A 22,149-nucleotide genomic window follows, 5' to 3' on the forward strand; every position below is an offset into this window, starting at 1 on the left:
CGGTGTACTGAGCCTTTCCATCAGAACGCTCCGCGCGCAGCGGCTTCGGGCTCCGGGCATGTGACGGGCTGAGCCGTCTACTTCCGTCAGCCGGACGACTCGTTCAGGATGCTCCGTGCCCTGCGCTCCACGAGCACCGGAATGAACTCGCGCACGGGCCGGTCGGTGAAGTGCGTGCCTGGACGCCTGCTTCTACTGCCTCGGCGTCTCCGCCGTCGGCCGCAGCGAGGCCGGCTACACCCGCGTCACCCATGACTACGCGCTGGCTGCCGCGCGCGCCCTGATCGCAGGCAGCCCGCACCTCACCTTCGTGTACGTCTCCGGTGAAGGCACCGACCCCACCGGCAGGAGCCGTCAGGTGTGGGCCCGCGTCAAGGGCCGTACCGAGAACGACCTCCGGGCCCTGCCCATGACCGCGTACATGTTCCGTCCCGGCTTCATCCAGCCGGTCGACGGCGCCGTCTCCCGCACCCCGCTCTACCGACGGCTCTACCGCGCCACCGCCGCCCTCCACCCGCTGCTCAAGAGCCTCTTCCCCCGGCACATCACCACCACGGACGCCGTCGGCCGCGCCATGCTCGCCGCGGCCCGGCCGGACAGCGACGCTCCAGCCGTCCTGCGCAACCCTGACATCAACCGCCTCACCACCCCAGCAGATCAGGCAGACGGCGGTGTCACCGGGCCGGCCTCTCATTGATCAGCAAGCCTTCGCGCAACCATCGGACGAACGCGAAAGCCCAGGTCACGAGGAGGATCAGCAGCAAGGTGAGAGCCAGCAGCCAGGGGGCGGGACGGGACCATCCGGCGAGAAGGGCGACAACGGCAGCGACGACCAGCACGGCCTGCACCGACTGGTAGGCGGAGGGGTGGCGGTCGTAGTCCGCCAGGGTGGGCAGGAGCACCACCGTGGTGAGCAGCATCGCGGCCACGGATCCTCCCATCAGCCAGCTCAGGGAGGCCGGTGTCCGGTGGTCGGTGGCGTGCTCCACGAGCCCGACCATGCCGGCGCCGGCGGCCGCCACGGCCATGGTCAACGGGAGGTGGGTGAAGATCCAGATCGCCAGGGAATGGCCGCTCTCGCGCGGCATACGGCGCGACACCAGATCGGCGTAGTTCCACCAGAACCCGAAGCCGACCGCGAGCCCGAGCAGACCCGTGGTCGTCACGAGAGGGCTGCGTTCGGTATCGGTCAGGCCGTCCACGACACCGATGACCACCTCGCCGAGCACGATGATGATGAACAGTCCGAAGCGCTCGACCATGGGGGCCGGTCACGACGGCGTAGCTCGGCGTCCTGCGCCAGGAGATGAGAACAACGCACTCCACGCCGCACCACGCGACGACGAACGCCGCCCAGACCACGAGCCGGGCGTCGGCCGACAGCGGCACCGATGCCGCGATCAGCACGATGCCCACGACCATGACGACCAGATACCGCCGGGGCGTCCTGCGCAGCTCCGGCGGGTCCAGCCGGTACACGGAGTACCACTGGTAGCTCAGCAGGGCCAGCAGCAGTGCGTAGAGCACAGCCAAGGTGCGGCCGTCGTCGCCGTCGGCGTGGCCGACGTAGACCGCCATGAGGGACAGCAGCAGCATCTGCACGAAGATCAGCGAGCGGGTGTGGCCGTCTTCGCGGCCGTGCAGCTCGTAGAAGAGGGTGCCGTTCAGCCAGGCGATCCAGATCAGCCCGAAGACCACGGCGAATGTGGCCGTGCCCCGCCAGGAAAACTCCTCCGCGAGGGTGTGGGCCGCCTGGCCGACCAGGACGACGTAGACAAGGTCGTAGAAGAGCTCCAGGAAGCTGACGCTGCGATCGGTGTCCACCTCGCCGTGGCGTCGCGGTGGGCGGAAGAGCCACCGGCGAAGACCGGTGCCCACGGGGACGGCCTTGGCGGCGTCGGATCGGGGCTCGGCGGCGTGGTCGGACATCTGGGACTCCTGCGGGACGTCGCGAACGTGTGGCGAAGTGATGGTGACGGCTCGGCTGCCGCGACTGCCGAGGGCACGCCGCGGCGTGCCGGGTTACTGCCGGCGATCGGCCGGGCGGGGCGGCGAGATCCGTCTCCAGCGACGGGGAGGGACGCACGCATGACGTCGCCCGGGTGCGCTTCGACCTCGGCGACTCCGATATGCCGTGCGCGCCCCAGGCCGGCGGGTCCGGACTCACCGGAGCCCTCGGGAACGCGGTCCACGACGCCTGCAGCAACCTGGTCCGCGCATTCCTCGAAGTGGTGCACGACGCCGAGAAATCACCGCTGCGCGGGGCCTCGGCCGACAGCGTGATCGTCACCGACGGCCGTATCCACCTCACCGACGACCCCGAACAGGGCGAGCCCTGCGCCGCCATCCTGGCCCGCCACGGCCTCACAGAACTCACCGCCGACGGCCAAAGCATCCCGCCTCGACCCGCCGACCTGGGGGTGGCGATCGCGGGGGCCTTCGGCGTGAAGTTCGTCGAAGTGCGCATCTCTGATGCTCTGAAACCCGGCGAACGGCGCCTCGGCGGGCGCGCCGGTCGTACACCTGGTCCACCGAGGTGGAGGGATCCCCCTTCGGGCCCCTTCACCTCAGTGGATCTTGTCAGCTTGGCCGGTTCACCGCATAGGGGCCGAGGGGTCGCGGTCGAGAGCCCTGCTGCGGCCCTCCTCCGCTCAGGTCAGGTCAGGTCAGGTCAGGTCAGGTCAGGTCAGGTCAGGTACAGCGGAGCCGTTTTGGTCCCCGAGAGTCCACCCATCATCCAGACAGGCCTGATACCCATCGGCCGGTTTCCGTAGGCGGATTCGAGATCTCCGTAGTCCACCCAGCCCTTGACGTCTTTGCGGCGGTCCGGACAGCGGTTCCGACTCCCGGTCACGCCTCCCCTTGCCGTCGCCGTCGTCGGCCAGGAGCCGTGCGAGCGCATCGACGAAGTACCCGAGACGGAGCGAGGCTGCCCGCCCCGGCGGGGGTCGCAACGGCGTCAAGTGGGCGAAACTGTCTGCGGATTCCCCGCCGTACCGGCGTGTGTACGCCTTGCCCGCCGCTGGCAGGTCACACGGCTGCTCACGGAGTTCCCGGACGGATGTGCGACCGGGTGCGCGCAACGGAGGACCGCGCGGTGGACCCTACGGCCGCGATCACGGACCCGCAGTCGGTGCGGCCCTCGTCGAACGTCCCGCGCCCGACGTCCGGATGGGACGGAGGCAAGAAGGCCGTCGGCTGCAAGGGGCATGTGTTGGTGGACCGGGACAGGTATCGCTCCTTCCGACCTCGGCCTGGTCCCCAGGCTTGGTGTCCCCGTTCGGCGGGCGCATAGCCGACGGGACACGGGCGGGTGCGGCGACCGGTCGGTGCGGGCCCACCAGGGCATGACGGCAGGTCATCGGTCGCTTGTCGGAGCCGCGTTGTCAGTGGTGGGAGATACGTTCGAGGTATTGGAACCGCTGTTGCACGACAGGAGTGGACAATGACCGAGAGCAGTGTGCTGCCCGCGCTCAGGGTGGTGCTGACGGACGTCAACGAGCGTGTGGTGGAGGCGTGGCGCGCCGCGTTCGCCGACACCCCGGGCATCGAGATCCGCAAGGGCTCGATCCTCGACGAGGACGTCGACGCCTGGGTCACGCCCACCAACTCCCGGGGTCGGATGGACGGCGGGGTAGACGCCGTCATCAAGCGGTACCTGGGGTCCGGCATCCAGGTACGCGTCCAGCGGGCGATCCGCGACCGGTTCGCGGGACCCATGCCGGTGGGCAGCGCGGTCTGCGTCCCGTCCGGCGCAAGCGTCCCCCGGTACCTGATATCGACGCCGACGATGGTGCGGTCCTCGCAGAACGTGAGCGCCACCCTGAACGTGGCGCTGGCCTGCGCTGCCGCGTTCCAGGCCATCCACCGGCAGAACCGGAAGAAGCCGGGCAGCATCCGGTCGGTGGCGCTGGTCGGGTTGGGGGCGCAGACCGGCCAGGTGCCGGCCCGGGTGTGCGCCAATCTGATGTGGACCGGCTACACGCTCTTCCACGACCACTGCTTCGAGGACGACGACGAACTGCGTTCCACGATCGTCTCCCAGCTCCACGGGATCGAGAACGCGCCCGTCGACCAGCGGGTGCGCATCGTGCCGCCGACGGCCGTCACGCCCGTCGCCCCTACGCCGACGCCTGCTGCTCCCGCTCCTACCTCTTCTTCCGCCACGACGAACGGAAACACCTCCGCCATGGCCGGACCGTCGACCGGCGTCCCGGCGCCGGGCCAGCCGCCGCAGCCCCAGCCCGACGCGAACGACCCCCTCGCCCTGAGCGAGCTCTTCGACGGCGGCGGCGAGGCTTGGCTCCCGCTGCTGAAGCCGGTCATCGAGGCGCAGGCGGACGCCGAGCGGTTCATCGGGAAGGGGCGCAGCCACGAGGTGGTTCCGGTCCGCGAGCTGACGTTCCAGGCGCTGAAGCCGAACCCGCCGCACAAGTGGAAGGTCGTGGTCTTCGGCCAGAACCCGTATCCGCGGCCGGAGAGCGCCACCGGCATAGCCATGTTCGACAACACCTTCAGCGACTGGAAGGACAGCCAGTTCGGCCGGGTCGTCAGCATCCGGTGCCTCATCAAGGCGGCGGCGATGTGGAAGTACGGCATCGCCAAGAAGACCCCGATCGCCGATGTGCGGAAGCTGCTGAAGGAGCGGGACACGGTCCAGCCGCCGGAGTGGTTCCAGGCGATGCTGACGCAGGGCGTGCTCCTGCTGAACGCGTCGCTGACCGCGAGCGGTGACGGGGCGATGGGAGCCGACCAGCACACGGCGTTCTGGCGGCCGGTCGCCGAGCGGATCGTCGAGGAGATCCTCAAGGCCAAGCAGGACGCACCCGAGGAGGACCGCGGGGTCGTGTTCGCGTGGTGGGGAGCGCACGCCCGAAGCCTGAAGAAGGTCGTCCTGCGGCTCCAGCAGAAGTACCCGGACGTCGAGGTCCGCCACATCGACCACGCGAACCCGGCGGCACAGGGCGACATCTTCTGCGAGGGCGACCACTTCGCCCAGGTCAACGACGCTCTGGCCTCGCTGGGCGCCGACGGCATCGACTGGCTGCCGAGCAAGGGCTGGAACGTGACGGCGGCCGGCGCGGGCAGCGCGGACGGGGGTGTCGCGGCGCGCATGGGCGCCTTCATCGAGTCGACCATGAACCTGCACCAGCTGTACCTGGAGCGCCTCACCAGCGTCAAGGACGAGGGCCTGGTCCTGCCGGAGATCACCGGTGTCTTCGACACCCCGCTGATGGACTTCCAGGACGCCGTGGCCCCGGTCTCCAAGGCGCTGTCCGGGCTCGCCGGGCACGTCACGCGCTCCCGCGACTTCGGAAAGCAGCGTGCGGACCAGGCGACCGGCGGAGGCCTGTCCGCCGATGCGATCGCCGCGCTCCACCTCTACACCTGTGAGTCCGCCTTCTACCGCGAGATCAACAGCGTTCTGCGCTCCCCCGACCGCACCAGGGTCACGCCCTACCTGCCGTACCTGCGGCTGCTGTTCTCGGCGGTCTCCAAGCTGCCGGCCTACACGCAGCCGTTGTGGCGCGGGGTGTCGCTGGACCTTCGGGGGCAGTACCCGGTGGGCCGGACGGTGACCTGGTGGGGCGTCTCCTCGTGCACCTCCGAACTGAAGGTGGCCAGGGCGTTCCTGGGCAGTCGCGGCAAGCGGACCCTCTTCGAGGTGACGCCGGCCCGGGCGGTCGGGATCAAGAGCTTCTCCGCTTTCACCGGCGAGGAGGAGTACATCCTCACGCCGGGTACCCAGCTCAAGGTGACGGAGGTGAAGAGCGAGCCCCGCGGACTGTGCACGGTCCGGCTCAGCGAGGTGACGGACACGGCTCCCGTGGTGTCCTGAACCGCTCCCGCTTCATGGGGGCCACGGTGGTGGTTGCCGCAGTCCTGCGCCCGGCAACCACCGGGCGCAGGCCAGTACCGATCCCCCGGCTGCCCTTGCTGCGTTCGTGCGGACGCAAGCGGACCTGTACACGGCGACTACCCAACCCACCTGGCCATCCGCGACCGGCGGGCATCAATGCCCCTCGCGCTGCTGGGGTTCATGCAGGAGGACGGCACGCGCAGCACCCTGCTGAACGCCACGTCCTCCTCGGAGCCCCAGCCGCGCGCCTGTGGCAGGACCACCGCGACGGGTTGCTGCGCCCCATGGCCCCCGCCGCCCTGGCCCAGGCGACGGGGCCGACCGCCCAGCGCGACGTCTACCAGGCCCCGTCTCCGTCTGCCTCATAGGGCGGGGACGGAAGGTTCCAGACAGCGTCGGCCCGGCTGACAATCCTGCGAAGTTCGCGGGCGCTTCGGGGAGACATAGCCTGCATCACGGCGTCGAGGAGAGCTCGGGCTTCGAGAGGGCTGCCGCAGCAGTACCAGTGCACGTTGCCCCACTCGTAGTCGTGCCACAGAACACGCTCGGGCTGGTGGACGTAGTCCTTCCACAAGCCCACGGCAGCGCTGACATCGCCTGGCTGCAGGTAGTTGCGGGTGTACTCAAGCCGGGCGATCTCGGATACTGCGCGCGAAGACAGGCCGTCGATGACCGGCCCTGCACCCATTGACCGGCAACTGCCGGGATCGTCGGCACGGATCTGTCCTGGTCGTCTACGCGGCATGGACCCTTCGGTTCATCGTCATGAGGCACATGGTGCCACGACTCCGAACAACGCCTCGAACGAATTCACCCCGCAGGGGAATGCGTCGGAAGCGAGGGCAGCCTTCGTCTGATCGAGAAGGGACCACAGTGTCGCGACCGCCCGCGGGCACACCGCGACTGGGCGGGTCCAGCGTCGCGACTGTGCCGTCGCGGTACAGGGGCGGGAGACGGACGGCTGGTCGTCTTCCAGGACGGCGACCTCGCCGGGGAAGTGAAGGGTGCGCCGCCCAGCTCGTCTGCCCGGCCCTCGCGTCCACGTTCGCGAATCTTCGCCCCCGCTTCCCACCTGACCGGCTCGCTGTCGGTTTCATGCGTAGGCGCCGATCTCACGGGCGCGCGAAGCCCGTTACCAGGCCGAGCTCTCGAGGCAAGGCTCCGGGGTCAGCTTCGTCTCCTCGCGGTCTTCCGGCCGCTCACAGGTCATCGGTGTTCCGCACATAAGTGTCGTACTCCAGGTCGGGGAAGGCTTTGAGCTGCTCCCTCACCGCTTCCCGCATGTCACCGGTCAGCGACACGGACACTCCGGCGGGGAGGCCGGGATCGTTCGAACGATTGGCGGAGCCCACGATCGCGCTCGGATCCAGGTTCTCCAGTGCGTGAAGGACCTCGTCGAGGCGGTCGTTCAGGACAGTCGTTGTGACGTACGTGCGAACAGCCACCATGATCTCCCTCCGGTCGGCCCGTCACCTCCCACCGTGCGCCCATTCGATCGGTCCGGGCGTCGACCGAAGCACGTGCCGTCGACGCGTGTACGGGAACTCCCACCCCGTCGGCCAGATCACGCGGCTTCCAGGAAGGCATGCCGCCAGCCTCGGCTGTCAGGCGCCGAATCGCACCCGGGACTCCTCCGCCTGGACGGCTCCCCGGCCCCAAGATTCTCAAGCCGGGATCGCTTCTTCGCGGGACTCTCGCTGCTCTGCCACAGAAGGCAGTCTTATGCGCGCCCAGTGCGCCGGCCGTACCGAGGAAGTTCTCGGCGACCCTGGCGACGGACGCGGCATCCGCGTCCGGAATCACCAGCAGTGCCCGTCACTCGCTCGCACGCTCCCGCAGGCCGACCAGCGCACTCCGTGCTCCCTTGGAAGGGAGCTCCGCGCCGACCTGGAGGGAGTTGATCATGCACGAGATGTGGCGTGGTACGGACGCTTCGGGACGCTGGGTATGGCACGTCCTGACGGCGGAGAAGACCTGGACCATGTGTGGAATGGCGAGAGAGGAGGGACTGCGCGGAGAGGAATCGACGGACAGGCACTGCCTGGTCTGCATGCAGATGTTCCAGGAAGCCATTTGAAATGCTCTCCCTCGTCAACGGCCCCGTTGGTGATCTCTCACATCGCCCCTCGTGTCCGGTGCGGCGACGGGATGGCGGGGTGAAGGATCGAGTTCGTCGGCGGTGATGTTCCGGCGACTGTACGGCGGCGAGCTCTGCACTCCCTTTGTCCACCAGGCACTCGCCCACTCGTCGTCCGTAGACCCGTCCAGGCTTGTTCGGCCGAGGCCCACCGTGCCGTCTTCACCGACGGCCCTGGACCGCACCTGCGTGACACGGAATCCGATGCCCCGAGCGGGGAGGGTTCAGGCGGGGAGGGCCACAGCGAGACGCCCACCCTCGGCCACAGGCCGACTCGCCGCCACTTCAAGTACGGCGGGATCGGGATAGCCGAGCTCCTCGTCGAGGCAAGTGTGACCCTGCTGGCTTTTTGTACAAGATTGCCCTTTCCGTCTTGACCGGGGAGCGTCCCGGCGAGAAGCGTGGATCAATGACACGCGACAGCCATGACGCTCTGCCGCAGCCGTACAGCAGGAGTGGAGGCGGAACGGGATGTCTAGCAGAGTTACGGTGAAGAGGCTGGTCACAGCCGTCAGCGCGGGAGCCGCGGCCTGTGCGCTGAGTCTCGGCGGCGCGAGTGTCGCCGACGCGAAGATCCAGCCGGTGGACACTCAGTGCACCAACAACGGCGGCCAGCAACCGGGCGGCCAGCAGCCCTCGTGCACGGGCGGCGGCCTCACCCAGGAGAGCGAGAACCAGAATCCGGCCGGGCACGCCCCGCCTGGCCAGAACTGACACACACGGTGGAGGAGCCGGCGGCAGACAATCGGTCGCCGGCTCCTCCGCGGCGTCAACCGGGCAGAGGCCCGACTCCGTCACCTCGGCCCACAGAGCCAGACGTCGCGGTGCCGATCGCAGCACCGCACCGCGTCGATGTCTGCCCCTGCTGGTAGGGAGACGGAAGTAGAGCGCGTCGATCTCGCCACCCTGGCGGGCGGGTGCTGCCGCCCAGGGAGGTGTCGGAAGAGGAAACCGGCATCTGTCGCCGTGCACGTCACCCTTCCCGCCCGGAGCGCGGGGTGTACAGGGCGTTCCACGCCCGAGCGGTGGGTGATGCGGCGCGGCCCGGCGCTCCGGGCCGCGCCGCGCGGCCTCAAGCGTTCGGAGGTTGCTGGCGGGGCCGGAGTGGCTGTTCCGGGGGCTCACTGCGCCTCTCGGGCGGTCAGGTCAGTCGGGACTGCCGGCCCGTCGCGTCTCGTCGATGCGGCGCCAGTCCTGCTCGTCCCATGTGCGAGTGTCGCGGGGCTGGGTGTAAGGCTCGGCGTCGAGTGGGTAGCCGCCCGCGATGGCGCGCTGCCGTGCGGTCTCGGCGTCGAATTCGAGGCCCAGCAGGATGGCGATGTTGGTGATCCACAGCCAGATGAGGAAGACGATGACACCGGCCCTGGTGCCGTATGTCTTGTTGTAGAAGCCGAAGTTGGCGACGTAGAGAGCGAATCCGGCGGAGGCGATCATCCAGATGAGCAGTGCGAGGAGACTGCCAGGGGTGATCCAGCGGAAGCCGTTCACCTTCGCGTTCGGGCTGGCCCAGTACATGATGGCGATCATGGTGGTGACCAGGATGACCAGGACGGGCCACTTCGCGATCGACCACACGGTCAGGGCGGTGTCGCCGATGCCGAGTGTCTAGCCGCTCCAGCACGCTGGTCATGTCACCCTCCTTCCTCCACTTGCAGGATCACGCCTTCCAGTTGCCCGCAGGAGGACCGAACGGCACCCGGGGCAGGGCCACATGCCCCCAGCCTGTCGGAGTCCGTCCAAAGCCCGTGTGGCTGTTCACGGTGACCCTCGCCCGCGTCCGCTCCCCGCGCGAGGTGATCGCCGTGGGCCTGCCCCGGCCCCGGTCGGACGCGCACGCCGACATGCGCGGCAAGGCCTCTTCCCCGCACCGCGCGCCGCGGTGGGACAGCGGGATCGCCCTCCGCGCCGCTGCGACGCGCCCCCGTACGAGACGACAACCGGCCGCTCTCACAGCAACGGAAGCGGGTCGTGGGCGAGGGGGGGAGGACCCACTTGTCGCCGTCGACGGGCTCCCGGCCGCGCGCGTTCACCTCCGCCACGGCACGACACGAAGGCGCTGGAACCTGTCCTGAAAATGCTTGCAGAAAGTTTCAGAGACGCTTTGAATGCTGTCTCGACAACGTCTTATCCGGACAGGGAGGCTTCCTTCATGGGCTACTCCAAGTGGTCCCCAGCACGTCGGCTCGCGAGCGGGCTCCTGACCTGCGCGGCCCTCGTCGCCTACTGCGCGGCAGGCTCTCCCGCTTCGGCCGCCCAGGGAGATGGACCGGCGGTCACATTCACCGTAACTGCCACTTCCGTGTGGGGAGAGGACGTCTTCGTCACCGGCAACGTCCCTGAACTGGGGTCATGGAACCCGGACAACGCCGTTCCGCTCTCGGCGTCCGACTATCCCCGCTGGGGGGCGTCAGCGACTCTGCCCGCCAACACGCGCATCGAGTTCAAGTACCTGATCAAGAGGTCCAACGGTTCCATCACCTGGGAGCAGGGGGACAACCGAGCCCTCACCACTCCCCCCGGAGGCTCCTTCACCGCCCTCGATTCGTTCCGCTTCACGCCGGAGGTACCAGCGTCCGGCACCGCCCCTGCTTGTATCGTCAGCAACACCTCGTGGCGCTACACCATGGCCACCAACACGTGCCGAACTGCCTATCCACTGCAGACGGTTCACCAGAGTGGTGTGCGAAGCGACTGCCGCGAGATCCTCCCTGGCACGACGGCTACCTTCCCGGGGTACGGGACGTCCCACGACTACGTTGTGGCCTTCGCGCACTGCTGATCGATCTTCAAGACCGTGCTGGCCGATGTCGGCCCGCTCTGCCTGCACCGCCTCGTCGAGGAACGTGAAGGACGGAGATCAGCTCGACGACTCATTGTCAGTGGCTGCGGGGATACTGGCGTCGTGAACACGTCCTCCTCCACCACACCCGGCTCAGCCCAGCCTTCCCCCGCCTGGGTCGAGTCGATGGGTGGCCCGCTGAGAGCGGTGCCGGTTTCCGCATTGGCCCTGTGGCGTGGTTGCACAGAGTCGGGGATGGTCGTCGGTGACGGGAACGTTCGGGACGACTATGACCGCGCCTGCGAGGTCGAGGGTCTGGCCGAGGTGATTGCTGTCGGCGAGGAGGGCGACCAAGGGCTTGTTCTGGCGGACGAGCCCGCCAGCAGCTGCTACCTGCCGGAACATCAAGCGTTCGTCCGCTGGCTGGGCGCCAACTGCGAGGGCGATCTGATCGCCGCGGCCAAGGCGGTGCTTGCTGACCCCACCACCGTCTGGGAGGAGTGCGGTGTCTGGGAGACGGATGGCCCTGCGGTGCTCATGGACTCCGTGACGGCCGGGGCCGAGTTGGGTGTCGAGTACCCGGCCGACGGTGGCCTGCCGGAGCAAGCGCCCGTGCCGATTCGGCCCGGAAGCTGGGCAGTTCGCGCGGTCTATGCCTCCCCGATCGAGGAGACCTCGGTCGGGGTGATTCATCTTCAGCCTTGGCCGCCGCACTGACCGAGCTGCATCGTCGGAGTGGGCAGGACGCCCGTCCGTCCAGTCGGCTCAGCAGTGCGTCGAAGTGCTGCTCGCGGGCGGCCTGTCCCTTGGCCGCCGCGTCGTCCTCGCCGGCGTTCGAGCGTGGGCCGGAACTCGATCGTGGTGACGAAAAAGGGTGCAGGACTCGCAGATCCACCGAAGCGGCAGTCCATCTCGACGGGGCGAGCGTAGCTCCGCCGACCTAAGCGCAACATCTACCCGTACGTCTCCGATTCGGTTTCCTCGGTGAGGAGGAACGACCCCAAGTGCCGGTGGAGAAAGCTCTCCACCTGTGGAAGGCCGATCGCATCGGCCGGGAGGTCACTGGAACGGGGACGGTAGAACTCGACCAGCTGGGCCTTCAGTTCTTGGTCAAGCAAAGGAGCCTGATAGCGATCGATCGTCCCGAGGTAGAAGAGCCAGCTATCCAGGCGGCTCGCAGGGCAGAATCCCTGGCCCGCATTCAGATGCGCCGGCTCGTGCTCCTCCCCCCACGAACCGACGTAGAGATAGGAGGCGCGACGCAAGCCTACGTCCAGAACGGGGGTCGGATCGCGCGCTGCGTGGGAGTCGGGGGCATTGCGCTGGAGCCGGCTCGTGATGCGGTGCCAGGCGTCGGTGACCTCCCGCACGATGACCGCTTCGGCGGCAGGATCGGCAGGCCTGCCCTGCTCCTGTGCAGGCTCCTTGTCCTGGGCGGTCACGGCGGGCTCCGTCGGAACCGCATTGACGTACCGGATCTCGATCCGGTCGGGCTCGCGGACGTAGCCGATGACGACAGCGGGGCAGTCCTCGATCATGTCGCCGTCGATCGCCACGGTGAGGACGCCGGGAAGTTGTGATGGTTCGCCCATGTCCGGGTTCTCGGTCAGCCAGCCGGCCACGGCCTTCAGGGCGTAGGGGACGCCGGCCCCCAACCGGGCGGCGGTGGTGCTGACGAGGGAATCGATCTCGACATTCACTGCCCAGGCTCCTTGTCGATCGGATGCGGGAGGGTGCTCGTGGCCGACCCGTAGTCAGGTCTCAGCCTCCCGGGCATTTCGACCCGGGAGGTCCGTCTCGTCACCAGAGCGTCTGGAGCTCGGCTTGGGGAGACGGTCTCTCGCTTCCGTCTGCCGCTCCGGTACCAGTTGCTGCGGCTGCCGCGAGTGCGGCGAGGTTGAGTGCGGCATCGGCGTCCCGGTCGATGACCAGGCTGCAAGCGTCGCAGTCAACGACGGCCACAACTCCCCGGTTCCATCGGAATTGAGACAGTGCCGCCAAATTGACGCACCCGTCTCACCCGGCAGAGCGTCAGGCCGGGGCGACCAGGACGCCGGGAAGGTCACCGGCCTTCACGGTGTCCTGGTCGATGGCCACGCCCGTGTAGGCGCCGACGGCGGTGAACACCAGCTCGGGCAGGCGCTCGCCGTGCTCCTCGAAGTACGCGACGACTTCGGCCTCACTGGAATCGGGCATCGCCGGGAACACGGCGCCCGCTGCGCTGAGGGCGGAGTCGAGGGCGGAGCCCTGCCCGGTGTGGGTGCCGAAGTCGGCCCGGTGCGCGCAGGCATCGGACGCGTGGATGATCACGGGAGGGGGGCTGAAGCAGTTGGCTGTCAGGCAGAGGATCTCCTCACCCTCGCAGGGAAGCATCGAGGCGGCCTTGCCCTGGTAGCCGGTCGCCCAGGTTGCCATGCCCCAGTCCTCCAGCACGTACGTCCACTCACCGCACGTGCCGTACATGGCGCGGTTGAGGTGAGGGGAGGGCCGGCCCGGCTGCCCGGCCGGTGCGCGCAGCTGCCTGTACCGGGTGCGCGTGGCCAACTCATCTGGGTCGGCGCCCAGGTTGATGAGGAACTCGTCCGTCTCCACGCCTCGGGCCAGGGTCAGCGAGATGCCGCCGAGCATGCCGGGCGCGGCCGGTGAAGGGATGTGATGGTGTGCGCCTATCCACGCGGTGCCGTCACTCATGCCGGTCAGGCTATCGGCCCGTACCGGGGCGGTCTTGGTGGTGGCAGCGGGCCCAGCCGGCACCGCCTGCGCAGACCCTCATGGCGGCCGCGCGCGACAGGCGAAGGGACGGAAGCGGAGACCGCGCAGGAGTGGACCGACGCCTACGCCGAGGACGACGAGCCGGGCGAACAGCACTCCCCCGGCGCCTGCCCCGCAACACCTCACTCGCCGCCGCCCAGGCGCTGGGTCGGGCGAGTGCGCTACGACGGCCGGGCCGGGTGCGAGCGCTCGCCCAGCAGCAGCGCGACGAGGCGTTCGGTGGTCTGCCGTGCGTCTGAGGGATCGTCGGGGCTGCGGGTCATCAGCAGGTGGTGGACCGTGCCGACGAGCGCCAGCGCGGTCGTGACGGTGTCGATGCCCTGGGCCACTCGCCCGAGGTGCCGTTCCGCTTCCAGGTAGTCCACGATCGACTCCTGCATGGCGGTGAAACCAGGCGCGCCGGCCTCCAGTGCCTGGCGGGTGTGGAGCGAGGCGCCGGGCCGGGTCATAGCGAGGCTGACGACCGCCGCGGGGAGGGAGTCCAGCAGGGCGAGCGCGACTTCGGCGAGGTTGTCGGCCACGCGGCCGTGCCCGGCTCGCCCGGTCAGCTGTTCGGCGTGCCGGGCGCTGCGAGCGAAACGGTCCAGGACGAGCTGCGAGATGAACTCGTCCAGACCTGAGAAGTGGGTGTGCAGGACCCCCTTGGCGCAGCCCGCCTCGTCCGTGACCGCCCGGCTCGTCAGGGCCGAGGCGCCGTCGCGCGCCACGACCCGTTCCGCGGCCGTGAACAGCCGGTCCCGCAGATCGGGAATCGCCACTCCACGCGGTGACATCAAGAGCTCCCTTCGAAGAACCCGTTGCAAGTATGGGCAAGCGCCCATACTGTTTGGGCATACGCCCATTCTAGATGCCGCCTCCCCACGGGCAGGCGGCAGGCTTGGAGGCATCGCATGGATGACGTCGTCGACAGCGGTCAGGTACAGGCATGGAACGGCTACGAAGGCAGCCAGTGGGCACGCAACCAGAGCCGCTGGGACGCCATCAACCAAGGCTTCAACCAGCCGCTCCTCGAAGCGGCCGCAATCGGTGACAAGGACAATGTCCTGGACATCGGCTGCGGCGCGGGCCAGACCACCCGGCTGGCCGCCGAACGGGCCCGCGGCGGCCGGGCCCTGGGCGTGGACCTGTCCGAGCCCATGCTGGACCAGGCCCGCGCGTGCGCCCGGCAGGAGGGGCCGCCCAACGTGTCCTTCAGCCAAGGAGACGCCCAGCAACACCCCTTCACACCCGCCTCGTTCGACGTGGCCATCAGCCGCTACGGCATCATGTTCTTCGCCGACCCCGTCGCCGCCTTCACCAACATCGGCCGCGCCCTGCGCCCAGGCGGCCGTGCCGCGTTCATCTGCGCGGCAGAACCCGAGGAGAACGAGTGGATCCAGGCATTCCGCGCGCTGCGCGGCATCCTGCCGACCGGTGACTTCGGCAAGCCCGGAGCGCCAGGGATGTTCTCTCTCACGGACCGCGATCACGTGCTCGGCATCCTCGCCGCCGCCGGATTCGAGGGTGCTGAAGCCGTGCGGGTGGAGGCGGCCGGCAACTGGGGGCGGGACGCGGCCGAAGCGGCGGCGTTCATGCTGGACTCCGGTCCCGGACGCCACATGCTGGCCCAGGCGGAAGCGCAGCGGCACGAGCTCGCTTCCTCGACCCTGACCGACGCCCTGCGGGCCCACGAAGCGGGCGGTGCGGTATGGCTGCGCAGCGTGGCGTGGCTGGTCACCGCGCGCCGCCCTCAGGGCCGGAACGGATGAGCGGGCACCGCCCCGGGCGGTGGCCCGGCTCTGTCCACGAGAACGGGCTCTGATCCGCTGGCAGCGGTCGCACCCCCGCGACCGTCTCACGGCGTCGGATGACGCGCCCCGCTCGCTTGTGCTGACCCTGCACCGAGCTCGCCCACGCCGCTGTGTCCGAAGCCGGGCGGGGAGGGCTCTCCGTCCGGCCCGCGTGGGCTTTTCCGTCCGGCCGTGTCACCTCCCGGGCCGCCGCCGAGACACCGGTCTCCCTGCCCGCCTCGGTCGGGCGCTGGATCAACGTGTGGGAGCCGATGGACCCGTTGGCCTTCGTCGCGGGCAGGGTCTTCCGGCTGTCGGACGGATCCCGCCCCCAGGACCGGACGGCTCCGCACCGGGTCACCTCCGGGCTGTGGACCCACTCCGTCTACTGGGGCCTGAACGAGGTCCGAGACGCGGCACGCGAACTCGTCCGGTCGACGTGAACTCCCCTCCGCGTACGCGGGCTGACGGCTGAGGTTCCGACGCTGGTCTGACGGCCATGCGTAAGCCGGGCAGGACTGCGGATCGGGAACGTACGCGATGTCCGGCGCACCACACCGGCTATGAGTCGTTCGGCGGTCTGATCCAGCCCAGGGACCGTTCGACGGCCCGTTGCCAGTTCTCGTACTCCGACGCCCTTCGCGTGGGATCCATGTCCGGCAGCCATTGGGCCGCCCGGTGCCAGTTGCCGCGCAGCACTTCCAGGTCCGCCCAGTAGCCGGCGGCCAGTCCGGCGGCGTAGGCGGCGCCCAGGGAGACGGTCTCCGCCGCCATGGGCCGCACCACCGGCACGTCGAGGACGTCGGCCAGGATCTGCATGAGGAGATTGTCGGACGTCATGCCACCGTCGACCTTCAGCTCTCTCAGGGTGAGCGAGGAATCGGCGTTCATGGCGTCGACGACCTCCTTCGTCTGCCAGCCGGTGGATTCCAGCGCCGCCCTGGCCAGGTGCCCCTTGGTGATGTACGAGGTCAGGCCGACGATGACGCCGCGTGCGTCGCTGCGCCAGTGGGGTGCGAAGAGGCCGGAGAACGCCGGGACGATGTAGCAACCGCCGTTGTCCTCGACGGTCCGCGCGAGGGTCTCGATGCCCGGTGCGCTGCTGATGATCTCCAGCCGGTCGCGGAACCACTGGACCAGGGCGCCGGTGACGGCGATCGGGCCTTCCAGCGCGTACACCGCGGGCTGCTCGTCGATCTTGTAGGCGACGGTGGTGAGCAGCCCGTTGCTGGACCGGACGATGTCGGTGCCGGTGTTGAGCACCAGGAAGCTGCCGGTTCCGTAGGTGCACTTCGCCTCGCCCGGGGAGAAGCAGGTCTGTCCGAAGAGCGCGGCCTGCTGATCGCCGAGCGCGGCCGTGATGGGCCTGCCGCGGAGCACCGAGCGATCCTCGCCGTACCACTCCGCCGACGAGCGGATCTCGGGCAGGATCGCGTGCGGGATCCCGAAGAACCCCAGCAGTTCCTCGTCCCATTCGAGCGTGCCCAAGTTCATGAGCATCGTGCGGCTGGCGTTGGTCACGTCGGTGATGTGCCGACCCCCGTCCGGCCCCCCGGTGAGGTTCCAGATCAGCCAGGACTCGATCGTGCCGAACAGGACGTCTCCGTTCGCGGCCCGCTGTCCCAGACCGGGCACGTGGTCGAAGAGCCAGCGGATCCGTGGGGCGGAGAAGTAGGTCGAGGGCGCCAGGCCACAGCGTTCCAGGAAGAACGCGTCGCCCGGGTCGTCGCGCAGCTCTTCGACGAGGGAGGCGGTGCGGGTGTCCTGCCAGACGATCGCCCTGTTCAGCGGGGTGCCGGTGTGCCGGTCCCACAGGACGGTCGTCTCGCGCTGGTTCGCGATGCCCAGGGCCGAGACGGCCTCGGCGGCGACGCCGTCGCCCGCGCCGGACAGGGCCTCGGGCACGATGCGTCGCAGATTGCGCCAGATCTCCAGGGCGTCGTGCTCGACCCAGCCGGGCTTCGGGAAGAACTGCTGGTGCTCGCGCTGGGCCACGGACACCAGTCGCCCACGGTGGTCGAACAGGATGCACCGGGTGGAGGTGGTGCCCTGGTCGATGGCCATCACATACCGTTCGACCATGATCCGGACCGCCTTCCGATGCGTCGAGGTGCGCTGCGCGAGGGACCTACCAGCGGGCGGCCCCCAGGTTCTTCGAGATCGCCCAGGCGGCCTCACGGAGCAGCGTGAGCAGCTTGATCTCCGGCCGGCCCCTGACGTCGCAGATCCGCTCGACGGGGCCGGACAGGCCGATGGCGCCCACCGCGAGACCGCCGTGCCCCCTGATGGGTGCGGCGACGCCGGCCTCCCCCATGCTCATCTCCTGCACCTCGGCGCCCCAGCCGTTCTCCCGGATCTCGGCGAGGGCGCGGGTCAGCTCGTCCACGTGGGCCAGGGTGTGCCGGGTGTACGGCTCCAGCCCTGCGTCGACCGCCGAATCGAGGTTGGCGGTGCCGAACGCCAGCAGCACCTTGCCGAGCGAGGAGGCGTGCAGGGGCAGCAGCGCGCCCACGTCCAGGGTCTGGAGGGTGTCGTCCGGCCGGAAGACGTGGTGGATGATGAGCACCCTGCCTTCCAGTGGGGTGCCCAGGCGGACCGCTTCGCCGCTGCGGGCGGCCAGGGCGTCGGCCCAGTTGATCGAGCGCGACCGCAGTTCGTTCACGTCGAGGTAGCTGGTGCCGAGATGCAGGAGGGCCGCCCCGAGCTGGTATTTTCCGGTCGCCGCGTCCTGCTCGACGAAATCCACGAGCTGAAGGGTGCGCAGAATGCCGTGGGTCGTCCCCTTCGCCAGGCCCAGCGAGGCGGCCACCTCCCCGAGCCCCAGCCGACGGGGGCCCGCGGCGAGCAGGCGGAGGATTGCCGCCGCCCGTTCGATGGACTGGACGGGACCGGCCATACCGCGATTCTAGATCCGCGTTCCCCGTCCCACATCGGCCATGGCACGGAGGCCTCCCTCAATCGCAACCCGCGTTCGGCAATGCCGAACGACGTTTATTGACCGGCGCCACATCACTTCATAGCGTGCGTGCAGTCGGCACCCGTCGGCACCGTTCGTCGAGGAGGGCAGATGACCGCCCAGCTCAACATCGTCGACCCGACGCCAGTCGACCGCCTCGGCCCCGACAGCGCCGATCACGTCTGCCCCGTCCCCCACACCCCGGGGGCCGTGCCCGCCGTCCGCGGGCAGGTCCGCCACATACTCGCCGAGTGGGGCCTGTGCCCCGACGCCGCCATGGACGTACTCCTGGTGGTCTCGGAACTCCTGACCAACGCACTGGTCCACGCCCTGCCACCGGCGACGCTGCGGTTGTCGTGGGTCCGCGTCGACGGGCATCGGGCCCTGCGCGTGGAAGTGACCGACGCGGGGCCCGTCCTCGCCGGTGACGGGTGGGAGAACCCGGACCCGGACGAGCACGGCCGCGGCATCGACATCGTCGCCGCGTTGGCCGCCCGCTGCGGCGTACGCGTCGACGCCGAGGGGATCACGCGCTGGGCCGACCTCGTCGACACCGGCAGCCGCGGCTAGCGCCTCCCGCCTCGCCGCCGCCGGCCCGGCCGAAATGGCCGACTCCCAGCGCAGCTCTCGTCGGCGCCGAGCCCAAAATCGGCAGGCGTCGGCTCCGAAGCAGGCACCACTCAACTCGGCAGTCGGCCGGGCGCGTTCGGCGGTCTTCGGCTTCCTGGCGCGGACGATCACGGAGTGCATGCCGTCGGCGACCGAGTGAGTGGTAGCGATGCGCAGAGGCAGCCGGAAGCCGAACTCGTGTCACCTTCGCAGTGAACTTCTCCGCGCACCAGCTCAGTTCGGTCAACGGCGCACCCGATAGCGCAGGTGAAGCACCCGGTTGCCCTGAACCAGTGGAACGGCATGAGCCCGGTGAACGCCTGGAACCCGCGGCCGAAGTGGCCGGGTCGAAGTCGCCTGGCCATCGGCGAGGTCGCCCCGGTCGACCGGTCCGGCGGGGACGCGACGGGCGTCGCGACCATGTGCCGCATAGGCCGCTCAGAGGTGGTCGTCCAGGAGCTTCCGTACCTCGGCGTCGGTCATAGGCCCCGTGCCGTGTGCCACCGCCTCTCCGTCCTTCAGCAGGACGTAGGACGGGGCGCCGATGATCCCGTATCGCTGGGTTGCGGCCGGACAACGCGTGATGTCGGCGCGGACGACAGTCAGACGGCCCGCGTAGTCGTCGGCGACGCCACCCACGACGAGGTCCATCACCCGGCAGGGCTCGATCGCCTTGGGCCATGTCCCGGTGAAGTACGCGAGGACCGGAACTCCGCTCATCCCGAGGATGAAATCGAACTCCGCGTCCTCCCGGGGTTGGTGAACCCGCTTCGCCATGGATGCTCCTGACCTCACGTTCCGTCATTCCCAGCCCCATCATCCCTCGCGCGGTGTGCCAGCCCGGCCCGGTCGGTCGTCCGGTTGACCGGCCGGAAAGGAAACGCGGGGCCGTCGCATAGCTATCCGCCACCGCGCCTCTCGGAGACAGCGCCCCCGGCGGGCTTTCCGAAGCCTTGTCTGCGGTCGTGGACGGTCGACGCACGGGTCAGCTGCCCCGGAGACCCACCGCCAGCGTCAGTTCGAGGACCCGCTGTGGCGATGCGAGATCCGGAAACAGCTCCCGCAGCTGCGACATCCGGTAGCGGACGGTCTGGGGATGGACGAACAACGCCGCCGCGACCTCGTCGCGCCTGCCCTGGTGCAGCAGCCACTCCCGCAGCGTCTCCTCCAGTCGCCGTGCGGTCGCGACAGGCAAGGTCCGCAACGGTGCGAGGGCTCGGGCGCGCAGGTCTGCGAAGGCGTCCACGTCGGCGCTCAGCACCAGCTCGGGCAGATGGTCCTCAGTGTCGCGGATATCGGCGGAGAGGGAGCGGGCGCGTGCGGCTCGTGCGTACGAGGCGGACGCTCGGATCCATGGCCGGGTGGGGCCGACCACGGCGGTGCGGTCGGTCAGCTGCCGCAGGAGGTGTGATCGGTCGGCGTCGGGGACGAGCAGCACACCGGTGGCGTCCGGCAGATCGTCGAGGACGAGGGTGCTCGGGTCGAGCGTGCGGTAGGCGGGCCGGGCCTGGCCGGCGGGCAGCAGGACCGCGGTCAGTGAGACCGGAGGCTGCCAGCCTGCCCGTTGAGCGGAGACGAGGAGCACGTCCGGGCTCGCGCCGGCGATGAGGTCGCGGGCCAGATGTTCCAGGTGGAGCTCGTGGGCCCTGCCCCGGGCGGCCAGTTCGTCGGCGTGGCCCGCGGCGCTCGCGGCGGAGAGTTCGTCGATGTAGGCGAAGGTCAGTTCGGCGAACTTGGCGACCTCGGCGGCGGGCAGACCCGCGGGTACGGCCCCCGCCGCCAGGCATCGCCAGGCCACGCGGGCACCGACGCGGTAGGCGCTGAGCAGGGCGTCCATGGAACGGCCGTCGCGGACCTCGCCGCGGCCCAGCTCGTAGGCCGCGTCACCGCCGTCGCCGCCTGTGGCGTTCCCGCTCGCGAGGTCCAGGTAGTGCCCCAGGGCGGTGCGGACGGCTCGGCGGATGGTGGCGCCCATGTGGCCCGAGAGGGCGTTGGCGTAGGGCGGGACCTCGTCGATGATCGCCTGGACGACCTCGTCGGCGGTGGCCTTCAGCCCGGCCCGAAGTACGGTGACCGTCGTCTCATCCAGGGCCAGCTCGCTGGCCCTCCTGATCACATGGCTCACTTTTTATTCCCTGCGAACAATTTTGCTGACCAGATTTACGTCCTGCGGTCAGGACTTTACGCCCTGAGGCGCAGCAAGCTGGAGCCATGACGAGTACAGCCCTCCGCAGCAGCGCGTGGAAACTACTGGAGATGGTCACCACGCCGCTGCTGCCGTCTGACTACCTCGACCTGGTCAGCCCGCTGCGCGCGGGCGCCGACCTGCGGGGGCGCATCGAGGCCGTGCACCCCGAGACGGGTGACGCCGCGACCATCGTGATCAGACCGGGTCGGGGCTGGCGCGGTCACACGGCCGGTCAGTACGTGCGGGTCGGAGTCGACGTCGACGGGGTGCGCCTGTGGCGTGCCTACTCGCTCACTTCACCGGCGAAGCGTCGGGACGGCCGCGTCACGATCACCGTGAAGGCGATCCCGGACGGCAAGGTCAGCAACCACCTGGTCCGCAGGGCGACACCGGGCACGCTGATCCACCTCGACCAGGCGACCGGTGACTTCGTGCTGCCGCGGGCCAAGCCCGCCAAGGTGCTCTATCTGACGGCCGGCAGCGGCATCACGCCCGTGATGGGCATGCTGCGCGACACCGAGTTCGACGACGTCGTCATGGTCCACTGCGCGCCTCAGCCGCACGACGTGATCTTCCGCAACGAACTGCACGACCTGGTCGCGGACAAGAAGCTGCAGCTCACCGAGGTGCACACCGACACGGACGGCATGCTCGACATCGCCCGTCTCGGCGAACTCGTGCCCGACTGGGCCGAGCGCGAGACCTGGGCCTGCGGGCCCGCGGGCCTGCTCGACGCCGCCGAGAAGCACTGGGCCGAGCACGGCGTCGAAGAGCTCCTGCACACCGAACGCTTCCGCCCCACCATTGTCGTCGCCGGCGACGGCGGCGAGGTCACGTTCAGCACCACCGGCAAGAGTGTCGACGCCGACGGCGCCACGCCGCTGCTGGACGTCGGCGAAGCGGCTGGCGTGCTCATGCCCTCCGGGTGCCGCATGGGCATCTGCTTCGGCTGCACCACACCGCTGAAGGCGGGCGCCGTCCGCGACCTGCGCACCGGCGAGGTCACCGAGGCCGAACCGGGCGTCCTCATCCAGACCTGCGTGTCCGCCGCCGCGGGCCCCTGCGACATCGAACGGTAG

Annotated in this window: 19 protein-coding genes and 3 pseudogenes; 10 read left to right on the forward strand and 12 right to left on the reverse strand. The window is 69.5% G+C overall.

Annotated elements, in window-relative coordinates; genetic code table 11:
• Window positions 1-86: 86 nt before the first annotated feature.
• A pseudogene (locus tag ACZ6SQ_RS00555) lies at window positions 87-167 on the reverse strand (three-helix bundle dimerization domain-containing protein); the annotation flags it as partial.
• Window positions 168-310: 143 nt separating this feature from the next.
• Here ACZ6SQ_RS00555 and ACZ6SQ_RS00560 point away from each other — a divergent pair.
• The gene (locus ACZ6SQ_RS00560; protein ID WP_469554951.1) at window positions 311-697 is read left to right on the forward strand and encodes a Rossmann-fold NAD(P)-binding domain-containing protein; all 387 of its coding nucleotides are present in this window, start codon (window positions 311-313) and stop codon (window positions 695-697) included.
• On the opposite strand, the gene ACZ6SQ_RS00565 is transcribed toward ACZ6SQ_RS00560, so the two are convergent.
• Window positions 675-1,262 carry a low temperature requirement protein A gene (locus ACZ6SQ_RS00565; RefSeq protein WP_469554954.1) on the reverse strand — a complete coding sequence of 196 codons (588 nt, stop codon included), beginning with the start codon at window positions 1,260-1,262 and terminating at the stop codon, window positions 675-677. The two genes, ACZ6SQ_RS00560 and ACZ6SQ_RS00565, sit on opposite strands and share 23 nt — an antisense overlap.
• A gap of 127 nt (window positions 1,263-1,389) precedes the next feature.
• Window positions 1,390-1,929 (reverse strand): annotated as a pseudogene (locus ACZ6SQ_RS00570) (low temperature requirement protein A); the annotation flags it as partial.
• Between the two features lie 173 nt (window positions 1,930-2,102).
• Between ACZ6SQ_RS00570 and ACZ6SQ_RS00575 the strand changes: the two are divergent.
• Entirely contained in the window at window positions 2,103-2,774 is a 672-nt protein-coding gene (locus ACZ6SQ_RS00575; protein ID WP_469554957.1) for a hypothetical protein, read from the forward strand.
• Between the two features lie 671 nt (window positions 2,775-3,445).
• Window positions 3,446-5,839 carry an ADP-ribosyltransferase domain-containing protein gene (locus tag ACZ6SQ_RS00580; RefSeq protein ID WP_469554960.1) on the forward strand — a complete coding sequence of 798 codons (2,394 nt, stop codon included), beginning with the start codon at window positions 3,446-3,448 and terminating at the stop codon, window positions 5,837-5,839.
• Between the two features lie 1,220 nt (window positions 5,840-7,059).
• On the opposite strand, the gene ACZ6SQ_RS00585 is transcribed toward ACZ6SQ_RS00580, so the two are convergent.
• Window positions 7,060-7,308, reverse strand: coding sequence for a hypothetical protein (locus ACZ6SQ_RS00585; protein ID WP_469554963.1), 249 nt, complete (start codon window positions 7,306-7,308; stop codon window positions 7,060-7,062).
• Window positions 7,309-8,468: 1,160 nt separating this feature from the next.
• Here ACZ6SQ_RS00585 and ACZ6SQ_RS00590 point away from each other — a divergent pair.
• Complete coding sequence (locus tag ACZ6SQ_RS00590) at window positions 8,469-8,711, forward strand: hypothetical protein (protein WP_469554966.1); 243 nt, start codon at window positions 8,469-8,471, stop codon at window positions 8,709-8,711.
• Between the two features lie 432 nt (window positions 8,712-9,143).
• On the opposite strand, the pseudogene ACZ6SQ_RS00595 reads toward ACZ6SQ_RS00590, so the two are convergent.
• Window positions 9,144-9,599, reverse strand: a pseudogene (locus tag ACZ6SQ_RS00595) (YihY/virulence factor BrkB family protein); the annotation flags it as partial.
• Window positions 9,600-10,146: 547 nt separating this feature from the next.
• Here ACZ6SQ_RS00595 and ACZ6SQ_RS00600 point away from each other — a divergent pair.
• Window positions 10,147-10,776 (forward strand): carbohydrate-binding module family 20 domain-containing protein, encoded by a 630-nt coding sequence (locus tag ACZ6SQ_RS00600; RefSeq protein ID WP_469554970.1) that lies wholly within the window; start codon window positions 10,147-10,149, stop codon window positions 10,774-10,776.
• 15 nt (window positions 10,777-10,791) lie between these two features.
• Window positions 10,792-11,493: an Imm21 family immunity protein gene (locus ACZ6SQ_RS00605; protein WP_469554973.1), complete on the forward strand. Its 702-nt coding sequence runs from the start codon at window positions 10,792-10,794 to the stop codon at window positions 11,491-11,493.
• A 236-nt stretch (window positions 11,494-11,729) separates the two neighbouring features.
• Here the strand turns inward: ACZ6SQ_RS00605 and ACZ6SQ_RS00610 are convergent, their stop codons facing one another.
• From ACZ6SQ_RS00610 to ACZ6SQ_RS00620, 3 genes are all read right to left on the reverse strand, one after another.
• On the reverse strand, window positions 11,730-12,476 hold the full coding sequence (locus tag ACZ6SQ_RS00610) for a hypothetical protein (RefSeq protein WP_469554975.1): 747 nt from the start codon (window positions 12,474-12,476) through the stop codon (window positions 11,730-11,732).
• Between the two features lie 331 nt (window positions 12,477-12,807).
• Window positions 12,808-13,467 (reverse strand): hypothetical protein, encoded by a 660-nt coding sequence (locus ACZ6SQ_RS00615; protein WP_469554980.1) that lies wholly within the window; start codon window positions 13,465-13,467, stop codon window positions 12,808-12,810.
• 242 nt (window positions 13,468-13,709) lie between these two features.
• Window positions 13,710-14,321 (reverse strand): TetR family transcriptional regulator, encoded by a 612-nt coding sequence (locus ACZ6SQ_RS00620; RefSeq protein WP_469554983.1) that lies wholly within the window; start codon window positions 14,319-14,321, stop codon window positions 13,710-13,712.
• 117 nt (window positions 14,322-14,438) lie between these two features.
• Between ACZ6SQ_RS00620 and ACZ6SQ_RS00625 the strand changes: the two genes are divergently transcribed.
• Both ACZ6SQ_RS00625 and ACZ6SQ_RS00630 read left to right on the forward strand, forming a co-directional pair.
• Window positions 14,439-15,296: a class I SAM-dependent methyltransferase gene (locus tag ACZ6SQ_RS00625; protein ID WP_469554986.1), complete on the forward strand. Its 858-nt coding sequence runs from the start codon at window positions 14,439-14,441 to the stop codon at window positions 15,294-15,296.
• Between the two features lie 152 nt (window positions 15,297-15,448).
• A complete protein-coding gene (locus tag ACZ6SQ_RS00630; RefSeq protein ID WP_469554989.1) occupies window positions 15,449-15,760 on the forward strand; it encodes a hypothetical protein in 312 nt (103 codons plus the stop codon).
• A gap of 118 nt (window positions 15,761-15,878) precedes the next feature.
• Here the strand turns inward: ACZ6SQ_RS00630 and glpK are convergent, their stop codons facing one another.
• Together glpK and ACZ6SQ_RS00640 are read right to left on the reverse strand one after the other, a co-directional pair.
• Window positions 15,879-17,399 (reverse strand): glycerol kinase GlpK, encoded by a 1,521-nt coding sequence (gene glpK, locus ACZ6SQ_RS00635; protein WP_469554991.1) that lies wholly within the window; start codon window positions 17,397-17,399, stop codon window positions 15,879-15,881.
• 46 nt (window positions 17,400-17,445) lie between these two features.
• Window positions 17,446-18,213 carry an IclR family transcriptional regulator gene (locus ACZ6SQ_RS00640; protein WP_469554994.1) on the reverse strand — a complete coding sequence of 256 codons (768 nt, stop codon included), beginning with the start codon at window positions 18,211-18,213 and terminating at the stop codon, window positions 17,446-17,448.
• Between the two features lie 171 nt (window positions 18,214-18,384).
• On the opposite strand from ACZ6SQ_RS00640, the gene ACZ6SQ_RS00645 reads away from it, so the two are divergent.
• Window positions 18,385-18,843 (forward strand): ATP-binding protein, encoded by a 459-nt coding sequence (locus ACZ6SQ_RS00645; RefSeq protein WP_469554997.1) that lies wholly within the window; start codon window positions 18,385-18,387, stop codon window positions 18,841-18,843.
• A gap of 477 nt (window positions 18,844-19,320) precedes the next feature.
• Here the strand turns inward: ACZ6SQ_RS00645 and ACZ6SQ_RS00650 are convergent, their stop codons facing one another.
• Both ACZ6SQ_RS00650 and ACZ6SQ_RS00655 read right to left on the reverse strand, forming a co-directional pair.
• Window positions 19,321-19,659, reverse strand: coding sequence for a thioredoxin family protein (locus ACZ6SQ_RS00650; RefSeq protein ID WP_469555002.1), 339 nt, complete (start codon window positions 19,657-19,659; stop codon window positions 19,321-19,323).
• A gap of 208 nt (window positions 19,660-19,867) precedes the next feature.
• Window positions 19,868-21,007, reverse strand: coding sequence for a PucR-like N-terminal domain-containing protein (locus tag ACZ6SQ_RS00655; protein WP_469555005.1), 1,140 nt, complete (start codon window positions 21,005-21,007; stop codon window positions 19,868-19,870).
• 86 nt (window positions 21,008-21,093) lie between these two features.
• Between ACZ6SQ_RS00655 and ACZ6SQ_RS00660 the strand changes: the two genes are divergently transcribed.
• Window positions 21,094-22,149, forward strand: coding sequence for a ferredoxin reductase (locus ACZ6SQ_RS00660; protein ID WP_469555007.1), 1,056 nt, complete (start codon window positions 21,094-21,096; stop codon window positions 22,147-22,149).

The organism is Streptomyces sp. NPDC048600 (assembly GCF_055587025.1).